The 11994-nt window shown below is 69.4% G+C and carries 11 protein-coding genes and 1 tRNA gene; 5 read left to right on the forward strand and 7 right to left on the reverse strand.

Features of this window, described 5'->3' with window-relative positions:
• The first annotated feature begins 96 nt into the window (after positions 1–96).
• The 5 genes from OG899_RS13395 to OG899_RS13415 are packed head-to-tail and all read left to right on the forward strand — an operon-like array spanning position 97 to position 3200.
• Positions 97–444, forward strand: coding sequence for a hypothetical protein (locus OG899_RS13395; protein WP_189427935.1), 348 nt, complete (start codon positions 97–99; stop codon positions 442–444).
• Between the two features lie 26 nt (positions 445–470).
• Complete coding sequence (gene repSA, locus OG899_RS13400) at positions 471–1859, forward strand: replication initiator protein RepSA (RefSeq protein ID WP_189427959.1); 1389 nt, start codon at positions 471–473, stop codon at positions 1857–1859.
• Positions 1856–2044, forward strand: a complete 189-nt coding sequence (locus tag OG899_RS13405) for a helix-turn-helix domain-containing protein (protein ID WP_189427936.1) — start codon at positions 1856–1858, stop codon at positions 2042–2044. Before repSA ends, OG899_RS13405 begins: the two co-directional genes overlap by 4 nt.
• Positions 2044–3054, forward strand: coding sequence for a tyrosine-type recombinase/integrase (locus tag OG899_RS13410; RefSeq protein ID WP_406311041.1), 1011 nt, complete (start codon positions 2044–2046; stop codon positions 3052–3054). The genes OG899_RS13405 and OG899_RS13410 overlap by 1 nt, the downstream gene beginning before the upstream one ends.
• A gap of 14 nt (positions 3055–3068) precedes the next feature.
• A complete protein-coding gene (locus OG899_RS13415) occupies positions 3069–3200 on the forward strand; it encodes a hypothetical protein (RefSeq protein ID WP_268245751.1) in 132 nt (43 codons plus the stop codon).
• A gap of 55 nt (positions 3201–3255) precedes the next feature.
• Here the strand turns inward: OG899_RS13415 and OG899_RS13420 are convergent.
• The 7 genes from OG899_RS13420 to gnd form a co-directional block, all read right to left on the reverse strand.
• Positions 3256–3332 (reverse strand) — tRNA-Ile (locus OG899_RS13420).
• A gap of 123 nt (positions 3333–3455) precedes the next feature.
• A complete protein-coding gene (locus OG899_RS13425; protein WP_125496675.1) occupies positions 3456–4175 on the reverse strand; it encodes a DUF3566 domain-containing protein in 720 nt (239 codons plus the stop codon).
• An 18-nt stretch (positions 4176–4193) separates the two neighbouring features.
• A complete protein-coding gene (gene gyrA / locus OG899_RS13430; RefSeq protein WP_125496676.1) occupies positions 4194–6800 on the reverse strand; it encodes a DNA gyrase subunit A in 2607 nt (868 codons plus the stop codon).
• A gap of 42 nt (positions 6801–6842) precedes the next feature.
• Positions 6843–8921 (reverse strand): DNA topoisomerase (ATP-hydrolyzing) subunit B, encoded by a 2079-nt coding sequence (gyrB, locus tag OG899_RS13435; RefSeq protein ID WP_125496677.1) that lies wholly within the window; start codon positions 8919–8921, stop codon positions 6843–6845.
• Positions 8922–9310: 389 nt separating this feature from the next.
• Positions 9311–9892, reverse strand: coding sequence for a DUF721 domain-containing protein (locus OG899_RS13440; RefSeq protein WP_189427938.1), 582 nt, complete (start codon positions 9890–9892; stop codon positions 9311–9313).
• A complete protein-coding gene (gene recF / locus OG899_RS13445) occupies positions 9889–11010 on the reverse strand; it encodes a DNA replication/repair protein RecF (protein WP_125496679.1) in 1122 nt (373 codons plus the stop codon). Before recF ends, OG899_RS13440 begins: the two co-directional genes overlap by 4 nt.
• An 80-nt stretch (positions 11011–11090) precedes the next feature.
• A complete protein-coding gene (gnd, locus tag OG899_RS13450; RefSeq protein ID WP_125496680.1) occupies positions 11091–11969 on the reverse strand; it encodes a phosphogluconate dehydrogenase (NAD(+)-dependent, decarboxylating) in 879 nt (292 codons plus the stop codon).
• Positions 11970–11994: the final 25 nt, after the last annotated feature.

Genomic DNA, 11994 nt, shown 5'->3' on the forward strand with positions numbered 1-11994 from the left:
AGGGGCGACGCCCTACCGCCAAGCAGACGCATCGCCCCTCGCGTCCCATTGAAGGGAGCTTCCATGATGCCTGCGACGCATACGGCTTCGCGAACGGTGTCTCTGTCCCCGGCCGTGCTCGCACAGCTGCCGAGTGTGGCGCTGACCCTCGCGTTGTACGCCTCGGACTACGTCCATGAACGCCGTCCGGACTTGGAGAAGGTCGCGGCCTTCATCGTCGACGGTGCCAACCGGTGGGGTCTGCCGGAGCTGATGAACAACGTCTGCCATCTGGTGGCGTTCTGGCAGATGTGCGACGACGACGCGTCCACCAGCGAAGCTTGGAGTGCGCATGAGAAGCGGTTCGACAACTACCGGATCCTCCACTGCACCCTCTCCAAGAGGCAGTTCGCGACGGTCCGCCGGCATCTGCGGGCCATGGCCACTGAGGCGGTGGCCGCGTGACGGTGTTCCCCGTCGCCCCGGAGGCCGTGGCCGGTGCCGCGGCCTCCCTGGGCACCGATCCCCTGACCCTCGCTGACCTGCTGCGGGTCGCCAATACCCCCGGCTTCGACCGCTGGCAGGAGCAGATCCGCCGCACCGGCGGCTGTGCCAACCCGATCCGCCTGCGGGGCTCGACGGTCACCCGCGACGCTAAAACCGGCGATGTCCTGTACTCCTACAGCACGGAGAGTGAGCCGGGCGGTGTGCTCCGGGTGGCCTGCGGCAACCGTCGTGCCTCCCGCTGCCCGGCCTGCGCCTGGACCTACGCGGGGGACACCTACCACCTGATCCGCGCCGGGATCATCGGCGACGAACGCAAGGACGTGCCCGCCACCGTGCGGGAGCACCCCCGTGTCTTCGCCACCCTCACCGCCCCCTCGTTCGGCCCGGTGCACAACCGGCCCGACACGGGGTGCTGCCGCTGTGGTGCCCGGCACGCCGAGGACGACCCCGCCCTGGGCACGGCCCTGGACCCGACCACGTACGACTACGCCGGAGCGGTGCTGTGGAACAACCACGCCGGGGATCTGTGGCGGCGCTTCACCATCTACCTGCGCCGGGAGATCGCTAAGCGTGCGGGCATCACCCAGACGGCCATGCGGGAGGTGTGCCGGGTCTCCTTCGGCAAGGTCGCCGAGTTCCAAAAGCGCGGCAACGTCCACTTCCACGCCGTCATCCGTCTGGACGGCCCCACCGGCCCGGACACCCCGCCGCCGGCCTGGGCCACCGTTGCTCTCCTGGACGCCTCCATCCGGGCTGCTGCCGCCCGGGTCGCCGTGCCGGTACCCGCCTCTAGTGGTCACCCGGCCCGCACCCTGCGCTGGGGCTCCCAGGTCGACGTGCGACCCATCGGCGCGCTGGGGCGCGAGGAGCTGACCGAGCAGGCCGTGGCCTCCTATGTGGCCAAGTACGCCACCAAGGCCGCCGAGACCACCGGCACCGTCGACCGCCGCATCGGCGAGCTGGCCGAGCTGGGCAAGCTGACCTTGCCCAACCACACACGGCGGCTCATCGAAGCGTGCTGGGCGCTCAACGACGCCTACCCCGACCGGCTGCTGGCCCGCTGGGCCCACATGCTCGGCTTCCGCGGCCACTTCTCCACCAAGTCCCGCCGCTACTCCACCACTCTCGGCGCCCTGCGCCAGGCCCGCGCCGACTACCGCGCCGCCCAGCAACGCGCCGCTCTCGGCCTGCCCGACCCCGACGACGAGGAAGCCACCACGCTCACCCTCGCCCACTGGACCTACGCCGGACAGGGCCACACCCCCGGCGAGTCCTGGCTCGCCGCCTCCATCGCCCGCGAAATCCGCCTCAACCGCGAAACAGCACGCGAAGCCCTGCAAGACGAACTGGCCTTGGAAGGAGCCACAGCATGACCACCGCACCCGTTGAGCTGTTGACCGTGCCGGAGGTCATGGCGCGGCTCAAGGTGGGCCGGACCAAGGTGTACGACCTGATCCGCACCAACCGCCTCGTCTCCATCAAGGTCGATGGATGCCGACGCATCCCGGATTACGCGGTCCGCGACTTCATCGCCGAGCAGATCGGGGAGGCTGCCTGATGGCGAAGCGTCGGCCCAATGGCGGCGGCACGATCACCAAACGGTCCGATGGTCGCTACCAGGGTGCTGCGTACGTGACCGACACGGACGGCAACCGGGTGCGCAAGTACGTGTATGGCCGGACCTGGGACGAAGCCAACGAGAAGCTCAGCAAGCTCCAGGACCAGGAGCGCAACGGTATTCCGGTACCGTCCCGGTCCTGGACGCTCGGCGAGTGGCTTGCCTACTGGCTGGAGCACATCATCGCTCCGGAACGCGAGTACAACACGTACGCCAAGTACGAGTCCAAGGTGAGGCTCTACCTCGTGCCTCACCTTGGGAAGAAGCCGTTAACCAAGCTCACCCCAGCGCAGATTCGCGCCTTCATGGCCACGCTGGCACGGGAGAAAGTCGGCGCCTCCACCCGCTTCGAGGTCCTCCGCGTCCTACGCAACGCGCTCAACCGGGCCATGCGCGAGGAGCTGGTCACGCGCAACGTCGCCCTCCTGGTCGACATGCCTAAGGTGCCCAAGGACAGAGGCACGGCGTGGAGCGCGCGGGAAGCGATCACGTTCCTCCGCTCGGTCCGCGCTCACCGCCTCTACGCGGCCTGTGTCCTCGTCCTGGTCCTCGGCCTCCGCCGCAGCGAGGTGCTCGGTCTTCGCTGGCAGGACATCGACTTCGAGGCCGGCCATGTCACCCCGGTCAAGCAGGTGCAGCGGGTCAAGGGCGTGGGCCTGGTCCTTAAGGACCTCAAGACGGAGTCCTCACAAGCCGTGCTCCCGCTCCCGGAGTTCTGCGCTCGCGTCCTGAAGGAGCGCCGGGAGCTTCAGGAGCTGGAACGGAAAATCGCCGGTGATCGCTGGGCACAGAAGCCGGACCATGACCTGGTCTTCTCCTCCGAGCACGGCGGCATGATCGACCCGGTGAACTTCTCCCGCACCTTCGACCGCCTCGTCAAGCGGGCTGGCGTCCGCCGCATCACGGTCGGCTGGCCCGGCACACCTGCGGAACCCTGCTTGCCTTCCTGAAAGTGCACCCAAAGGTGGCTCAGGCGATCCTTCGCCATAGCCAGATCAGCATGACCATGGACGTCTACACGCACGTGGTCGGCGAGAGTGAGCGGGAAGCGGTCGGCATGCTCGCCGAGCTACTGGAAGATCCGCTCATCGGCTGATGTCAGCCATGGATGTCAAAGACCCCCGATCCGTCCGGACCGGGGGTCTTCGCCCTGGTGGGGCTAACTGGATTTGAACCAGTGACCTCATCCTTATCAGGGATGCGCTCTAACCAACTGAGCTATAGCCCCGCCGCGCTCTGCGGTGTGTGTCCCGCGCGCTGACTCCTGAAGATTAGCGCACGAGGCGGTCAGTACCAAAATCGGTTGGCCGCGGGCCGCCGGTCGCGGGGCGCGCCACGCCGGCGGCGGGTGTCATTCGTCCTCGGCCAGGGTCACTTCCACGCCGCCGACGAAGCCGGCGGAGAGGTTGTAGATGAAGGCGCCCAGGGTCGCCAGGGCCGTCACCAGGACCACGTCGATCACCGCGATGATCGTGGTGAACGTCAGCACGTGCGGCAGGGACAGGAAGGACTGCAGGTCGAAGCCGTTGGACCCGCTGGACCCGGTGGCCTCGGAGATCGTTCCGCCGACCGTGGAGAAGACGCCCATGGCGTCCAGGACCATCCACAGCACGGCGGCGGCCACGATCGTGCAGATGCCGAGGGCGATGGACAGCAGGAAGCTGACTTTCATCACCGACCAGGGGTCGGCCTTGGCCACGCGCAGCCGGGCCTTGCGGGTGCGGGGGGTGGTGCGGGCACCGGTGCGCGGCCTGCGGACCGCGCCGGTGCGGCCGTCCTCGTCCGCCGCGTAGGCCTGCGGCGGGTGGTAGGGCGTGGCGGGCTGCTGCGGCCGCTCCGAGGGCAGCGGTGAGGCCGGGCGGCCGGCCGGCGGCTGGGCGTGACCTCGAGTGTCCGTCACCGCTCCCCCTTGGGGTCCGTGGGCGCCGGGCGCGTCGGCCGCGGACGGCCGGATGGGCTTGAGGTTGGTCGTGCGCGTGTCGGTCACATGCGCGGCGGAGCCACGGCCGCCGCCGTCCGCTTCCGTACCTCTGGAGGTACCGGCTGATCCGGCGCCCGTGGCTCCGCTCACGATGACTCACTCCTCGTGCTACTCGGCCGAGGGCGCCTCACCCTCGTCCGTGCCGGTGGTCGCGGCACCCTCGGCGGCGGTGCCGGCGGCCTCCTCGCCGTCGACCTCCTCCGCCTCGCGTCCCGCCTCGGCGTTTCGTGCGATGCCGACCACGGCATCGCGCTTGCTCAGGTTGATCAGTTGGACGCCCATGGTGTCACGGCCCGTCTCCCTGACCTCGTTGACCCGCGTGCGAATCACGCCGCCCGAGAGCGTGATGGCGAGGATCTCGTCGCCCTCCTCGACCACCAGCGCACCCACGAGCGATCCGCGGTCCTCCACGATCTTGGCGGCCTTGATGCCGAGGCCGCCGCGACCCTGGACGCGGTACTCGTCGACGGAGGTCCGCTTCGCGTAACCACCGTCGGTGGCGGTGAACACGAACGTACCGGGTCGCACGACATTCATCGAGAGCAGTTCGTCGCCCTCGCGGAAGCTCATGCCCTTGACGCCCGAGGTCGCGCGGCCCATGGGACGCAGGGTTTCGTCCGATGCGGTGAACCTGATGGATTGCGCCTTCTTGCTGATCAGAAGGAGATCGTCCTCTGCCGAGACGAGTTCGGCACCGATCAGTTCGTCGTCGGTTCCGTCCTCCCGCTCCCGCAGGTTGATCGCGATGACACCGCCGGAGCGCGGCGAATCGTAATCCTTCAGAGGCGTCTTCTTGACCAGACCGGACTTGGTGGCGAGCACCAGGTACGGCGCCGCCTCGTAGTCGCGGATGGCGAGGATCTCGGCGATCGTCTCGTCCGGCTGGAAGGCCAGCAGGTTCGCCACGTGCTGGCCGCGCGCGTCCCGGCCGCCCTCGGGCAGCTCGTAGGCCTTCGCCCGGTACACCCGGCCCTTGTTGGTGAAGAACAGCAGCCAGTGGTGCGTGGTGGAGACGAAGAAGTGGTCGACGATGTCGTCTTCCTTCAGCTTCGTCCCGCGGACGCCCTTGCCGCCGCGCTTCTGGGCCCGGTAGTCGTCGGTCCGGGTCCGCTTGATGTAGCCGCCGCGGGTGACCGTGACGACGATGTCCTCCTCGGCGATCAGGTCCTCGATGGACATGTCGCCCTCGTAGGGCACCAGCTTGGTCTTGCGGTCGTCGCCGTACTTCTCGACGAGCGCGGCCAGCTCCTCGCTGACGATGCCCCGCTGGCGGGCCGGGGAGGCCAGGATCTCGTTGTACTCGTCGATCTTGGCCTGGAGCTCGTCGTGCTCCTGGACGATCTTCTGGCGCTCCAGGGCGGCCAGCCGGCGCAGCTGCATCTCGAGGATGGCGTTGGCCTGGATGTCGTCGATGTCCAGCAGGCCCATCAGGCCGTCGCGCGCGACCTCGACGGTCTCGCTGCGCCGGATCAGCGCGATGACCTCGTCGATGGCGTCCAGGGCCTTGAGCAGGCCGCGCAGGATGTGGGCGCGCTCCTCGGCCTTGCGCAGCCGGAAGCGGGTCCGGCGGACGATGACCTCGATCTGGTGGCCCACCCAGTGCCGGATGAACGCGTCCAGCGACAGGGTGCGCGGCACGCCGTCGACCAGCGCCAGCATGTTGGCGCCGAAGTTGGTCTGCAGGTCGGTGTGCTTGTACAGGTTGTTCAGGACGACCTTGGCGACCGCGTCCCGCTTGAGGACGATCACCAGGCGCTGGCCGGTGCGGGAGGAGGTCTCGTCCCGCACGTCCGCGATGCCGGCGATCTTGCCGTCCTTGACCAGGTCGGCGATCTTCTGCGCGAGGTTGTCCGGGTTGACCTGGTAGGGCAGCTCGGTGACGACCAGGCACTGGCGGCCCTGGATCTCCTCGACCTCCACCACCGCGCGCATGGTGATGGAGCCGCGGCCCGTGCGGTAGGCCTCCTCGATGCCCTTGCGGCCCACGACCAGCGCACCGGTCGGGAAGTCCGGGCCCTTGATCCGCTCGATGAGCGCGTCCAGCAGCTCCTCGTGGGAGGCGTCCGGGTTCTCCAGGTACCACTGGGCGCCGGCGGCGACCTCGCGCAGGTTGTGCGGCGGGATGTTGGTCGCCATGCCGACCGCGATGCCCGCCGAGCCGTTGATCAGCAGGTTCGGGAAGCGGGAGGGCAGGACGGTCGGCTCCTGGGAGCGCCCGTCGTAGTTGTCCGTGAAGTCGACGGTCTCCTCGTCGATGTCACGGACCATCTCCATCGACAGCGGCGCCATCTTGCACTCGGTGTAGCGCATGGCCGCCGCCGGGTCGTTGCCCGGCGAACCGAAGTTGCCGTTGGAGTCGACGAGCGGCATCCGCATCGCCCAGGGCTGGGCGAGGCGGACCAGCGCGTCGTAGATGGAGGAGTCGCCGTGGGGGTGGTAGTTGCCCATGACGTCGCCGACCACGCGGGCGCACTTGTAGAAGCCGCGCTCGGGGCGGTAGCCGCCGTCGTACATGGCGTACAGCACCCGGCGGTGGACGGGCTTGAGACCGTCCCGGACGTCCGGCAGCGCACGCGAGACGATGACGGACATCGCGTAGTCGAGGTAGGAGCGCTGCATCTCCGTCTCGAGCCCGACGGGCTCGACGCGCAATGCGATGTCGCCGCCCTCGTCTTCCGGGTTCTGAGGCGTCACGGGAGTGTTCTCGTCGGCCATTGCTGGTGAGGATCCTTCCTGGTGCGGTCAGCTGAGACCGACTCAGATGTCGAGGAAGCGCACGTCCTTGGCGTTGCGCTGGATGAACTGGCGGCGGGCCTCCACGTCCTCGCCCATCAGCACCGAGAACAGGTCGTCGGCCTGGGCGGCGTCGTCGAGAGTGACCTGGCCGAGCACCCGGTGGTCCGGGTCCATGGTGGTCACCCGCAGCTCCTCGGCGTTCATCTCGCCGAGACCCTTGAAGCGCTGGATCGAGTCCTCCTTGATCCGCTTGCCGCGCTGGCGGCCCAGCTCGATCAGCGCGTCGCGCTCGCGGTCGGAGTACGCGTACTCGACGTCCTCCCGGCCCCACTTGATCTTGTACAGCGGGGGACGGGACAGGAACACGTGCCCGGCCTCCACCAGCGGCCGCATGAAGCGGAACAGGAAGGTCAGCAGCAGCGTGTTGATGTGCTGGCCGTCGACGTCGGCGTCCGCCATCAGGATGATCTTGTGGTAGCGGAGCTTGCTGATGTCGAAGTCCTCGTGCACACCGGTGCCGAACGCCGAGATCAGCGCCTGGATCTCCGCGTTCTGCAGGATCTTGTCGATGCGCGCCTTCTCGACATTGAGGATCTTGCCGCGGATCGGGAGGATCGCCTGGTACTGCGGGTTGCGGCCGGACTTGGCCGAGCCGCCCGCGGAGTCGCCCTCGACGATGAAGATCTCGCACTTGGACGGGTCGTTGGACTGGCAGTCGGCCAGCTTGCCCGGCAGCGACGCGGTCTCCAGCAGGCCCTTGCGGCGGGTCAGGTCGCGCGCCTTGCGCGCCGCGACGCGCGCGGTGGCCGCCTGGATGGCCTTGCGGACGATGTCCGCGGCCTCGTTCGGGTTGCGGTCCAGCCAGTCGGCGAGGTGCTCGTAGACCGCCTTCTGCACGAAGGTCTTGGCCTCCGTGTTGCCCAGCTTGGTCTTGGTCTGGCCCTCGAACTGCGGCTCGCTCAGCTTGACCGAGATGATCGCGGTCAGACCCTCGCGGATGTCGTCACCGGTGAGGTTGTCGTCCTTCTCCCGCAGCAGCTTCCGGTCGCGCGCGTACTTGTTGATCAGCGAGGTCAGCGCGGCGCGGAAGCCCTCCTCGTGGGTACCGCCCTCGTGGGTGTGGATGATGTTGGCGAACGAGTACACGCCCTCGCTGTAGCCGGTGTTCCACTGCATCGCGACCTCGAGGGACAGGCTCTTGTCCTTGTCCTCGGCCTCGAGGGCGATGACGGAGGGGTGCACCACCTCTCCCTTGCGGGAGTTGAGGTACTTCACGAAGTCGACGATGCCGCCCTCGTAGTGGTACGTGACCGACTTGACCTCGTCCTTCTGGTCGGCGCCCGCCTCGTCGGCGCCGCTGGTGGCCTTCGCCGACTCGCGCTCGTCGGTGAGCCGGATGGTCAGGCCCTTGTTGAGGAAGGCCATCTCCTGGAAACGCCGGGAGAGCGTCTCGAAGGAGTAGTCGGTGGTCTCGAAGATGTCCGGGTCGGCCCAGAAGGTGACCGAGGTGCCGGTCTCGTCCGTGGGCTCGTGGCGGGCCAGCGGGGCCGTGGGCACGCCCATCTTGTAGTCCTGCGTCCACCGGTAGCCGTCGGTCTTGACCTCGACGGACACCTTGGTCGACAGGGCGTTCACCACGGAGACGCCGACACCGTGCAGACCACCGGAGACCGCGTAGCCGCCCCCGCCGAACTTGCCGCCCGCGTGCAGCACGGTCAGCACGACCTCGACGGCCGGCTTGCCCTCGGAGGGGACGATGCCGACCGGGATGCCGCGGCCGTTGTCGACGACGCGGACCCCGCCGTCGGGCAGGATCGTCACGTCGATGGTGTCGGCATGCCCGGCCAGGGCCTCGTCGACGGAGTTGTCGACCACCTCGTAGACGAGGTGGTGCAGACCGCGCTCACCGGTGGAGCCGATGTACATGCCGGGTCGCTTGCGGACCGCGTCCAGCCCCTCGAGGACGGTGATGGCGCTGGCGTCGTACGAAGCCGCGGTGCCGCCCGCCGGGGCGGAACCGCTGACGTCGGCGTCGGTGGACGGGATGTTCTCGTTGGGGTTGCCGGAATCGGCCACGAAGCGCCCTTTCTGGCACAGCACGAGCCGAGCTCCGTGAGTGCCCCCTTTGGGGGAGAGTGCCGGAGCGGCTGCGGCATGGTGCGTTGGTCAGCCTTGATTCAGCGTTGCTCAGCTTTTCCCGGACGGTCCCCACGTTCGGGGCGGGATTGTCGTCCAGTCTACCGGTAGCGCTGACAGTGATGGGGGTTTGCGGGTCCCTGAGGCCGCATGTGCCGCCCTGAACCGGACTCGGGCGGGTCCCGATATGCGGATGGGGGTTCCAAGAGGCTCACAGCGGCACTCAGAGCTTCGAGCCGTCAACCCTTCGCTACCCACGGGTCAGGGGGTGTGCACACAGACGTACGGACAGGTCGCGCACCGCACAGGCAGGGGCGCGCACGGCCCTTCGTCACGGTGTGATGTGAAGTGTGTCACCCATAGGTGTCGCCGGGGCCCGTGCTGCCCGGAGCGCGCAGCGGGCCGTGGCGCCGGGGGGCTCCGCCGGGGTTGAGCACACGGATCATCCGCACCGTGCCGTGCCCGAGCGCCTCGTTGAGCCGGGCCACGAGCGAGGGGGCGAGCACCCGCAGCTGGGTCGCCCAGGCCGTGGAGTCGCACTGGACCGTCAGCACCCGCTCGTCCTCGTCGTAGCGCTGCGGCACACAGTGCTTGGCCAGATCGTCGCCGACGATCTGCGGCCAGCGCCCCATCACCCCGCCGACGGCGGCCGGGGTCTCCCAGCCCCGCTCGGTGATCAGCCGGTTGATCGCCGCGCCCAGCGCCATCGGTTCGCGGCCGTCGGTGCGCACCACGGGCCGCGATCCGGTGCGCCGCCCCCGCCGCTGGGACTGTGCCGCCTGGCCTCGTGCGCGGGCCGCCTCCTTGGCCGCGCGCAGCGCCACCCGTGCCAGGTCGACGCCGGAGGGGGTGGACGGCTGCGCGCCGGGCGGCGGGGACTGCCGGGGCACGGGGGCCGTGCCGCGCCGGCCCGCCGGATCCGCCTCGCCGCTCATACCCGCTCCACCGTCCCGCCGGACACCGCGAATCTGCTGCCGGCCAGCATCCGCGGCACGTCCTCGTCGACCGCCGCGGTCACCAGTACCTGTTCGCCGGGCGCGACCAGCTCGGCGAGCCGCTCGCGGCGCCGGGCGTCCAGCTCGGCGAAGACGTCGTCGAGGATCAGCACCGGCTCGTTGCCCTCCGCGCGCAGCAGGTCGTACGAGGCCAGCCGCAGGGCCAGGGCGAACGACCAGGACTCGCCGTGGGAGGCGTAACCCTTGGCGGGCAGCCGGCCGAGCTTGAGCACCAGGTCGTCGCGGTGCGGGCCGACGAGCGTGACGCCCCGTTCGATCTCCTGCTTGCGGACGTCCGTGAGCGCGGCCATCAGCTGGGCGTACAGGTCCTCGCGGGTGTGCGCCTCGCCGGGCGCGGACGGCTTGTACTCCAGGGCGACCGGGCCGCCCTGCGGGGCCAGCTGGTCGTAGGCCTTCGCGGCCAGCGGCTCGAGCGCGGTGATCAGATCCAGGCGCCGGGCGAGGAGTTCGGCGCCCGCCCGGGCCAGGTGCTGGTCCCAGACGTCCAGCGTGGACAGATCCAGCGTGCGGCCGCCGTGCCGGCGGGCCAGCGCCGCGGTCTTCAGCAGGGTGTTGCGCTGTTTCAGGACGCGTTCGTAGTCGGCCCTCACGCCCGCCATCCGCGGGGAGCGGGCCGTGATCAGCTCGTCCAGGAAGCGGCGCCGCTCGCCCGGGTCGCCCTTGACCAGGGCGAGGTCCTCGGGCGCGAACAGCACGGTGCGCACGATGCCCAGCACGTCGCGCGGTCTGACCTGGGAGGAGCGGTTGATGCGGGCGCGGTTGGCCTTGCCCGGGTTGAGTTCCAGTTCGACCAGCTGCTGCCGGTCGCCCTGCCTGACCTGCGCCCGGATCACCGCCCGCTCGGCTCCCATGCGGACCAGGGGGGCGTCGGAGGCGACCCGGTGGCTGCCGAGGGTGGCGAGATAGCCGACGGCCTCGACGAGGTTGGTCTTGCCCTGTCCGTTGGGACCGACGAAGGCGGTGACGCCCGGGCCGAGCGGGACCTCGGCCCGGGCGTAGGAACGGAAGTCGGCCAGCGACAGATGCGTCACGTGCATGGCTGGTGCCGGCCTCCTTGCGCGTCGTGGACCGTGCCGCACGGTCCGGTGGGACTGCTTGCCTGTGACGGCGGAGCCGCTCAGGCCTTCTTCTCGACGGCGTGGCCGCCGAACTGGTTGCGCAGCGCCGCGATCATCTTCATCTGCGGCGAGTCCTCCTGGCGGGAGGAGAAGCGCGCGAACAGCGAGGCGGTGATCGCGGGCAGCGGCACGGCGTTGTCGATGGCGGCCTCCACGGTCCACCGGCCCTCGCCGGAGTCCTGGGCGTAGCCGCGCAGGGCGTCGAGGTGCTCGTCCTCGTCGAGGGCGTTGACCGCGAGGTCGAGCAGCCAGGAGCGGATGACGGTGCCGCGCTGCCAGGAGCGGAAGATCTCCCGGACGTTGTCGACGCTGTCGACCTTCTCCAGCAGCTCCCAGCCCTCGGCGTAGGCCTGCATCATCGCGTACTCGATGCCGTTGTGGACCATCTTCGCGAAGTGGCCCGCGCCGACCTTGCCGGCGTGCACCGAGCCGAACTCGCCCTCCGGCTTGAGCGCGTCGAAGATCGGCTGCACCTTGGCGATGTGCTCGGCGTCACCGCCGTACATCAGGGCGTAGCCGTTCTCCAGGCCCCACACACCGCCGGAGACGCCGCAGTCGACGAAGCCTATGCCCTTGGCGGCCAGCTGCTCGGCGTGCTTCTCGTCGTCGGTCCAGCGGGAGTTGCCGCCGTCGACGACCACGTCACCGGGCTCGAGCAGCTCGGCGAGTTCGTCGATGGTCGACTGGGTCGGGGCACCGGCCGGCACCATCACCCAGACGACGCGCGGGCCCTGCAGCTTGTCCACGAGTTCCTTGAGGCTGTGGACGTCCGCGAGGTCCGGGTTGCGGTCGTATCCGATGACGGTGTGGCCCGCGCGGCGGATCCGCTCGCGCATGTTGCCGCCCATCTTGCCGAGGCCGACGAGACCGAGCTCCATCAGTTGTGTTCCTTAGTGGTGTCCG

The organism is Streptomyces thermoviolaceus, assembly GCF_045209695.1.
Lineage (GTDB): Bacteria > Actinomycetota > Actinomycetes > Streptomycetales > Streptomycetaceae > Streptomyces > Streptomyces thermoviolaceus.

Excerpts from the sequence above, each read along its gene's own strand:
- OG899_RS13410 (WP_406311041.1), top strand. The coding sequence starts at position 2,044 with ATGGCGAAGCGTCGGCCCAATGGCGGCGGCACGATCACCAAACGGTCC.
- gyrA (WP_125496676.1), bottom strand. The coding sequence starts at position 6,800 with ATGGCCGACGAGAACACTCCCGTGACGCCTCAGAACCCGGAAGACGAG.
- OG899_RS13405 (WP_189427936.1), top strand. The coding sequence starts at position 1,856 with ATGACCACCGCACCCGTTGAGCTGTTGACCGTGCCGGAGGTCATGGCG.
- OG899_RS13440 (WP_189427938.1), bottom strand. The coding sequence starts at position 9,892 with ATGAGCGGCGAGGCGGATCCGGCGGGCCGGCGCGGCACGGCCCCCGTG.
- recF (WP_125496679.1), bottom strand. The coding sequence starts at position 11,010 with ATGCACGTGACGCATCTGTCGCTGGCCGACTTCCGTTCCTACGCCCGG.
- gnd (WP_125496680.1), bottom strand. The coding sequence starts at position 11,969 with ATGGAGCTCGGTCTCGTCGGCCTCGGCAAGATGGGCGGCAACATGCGC.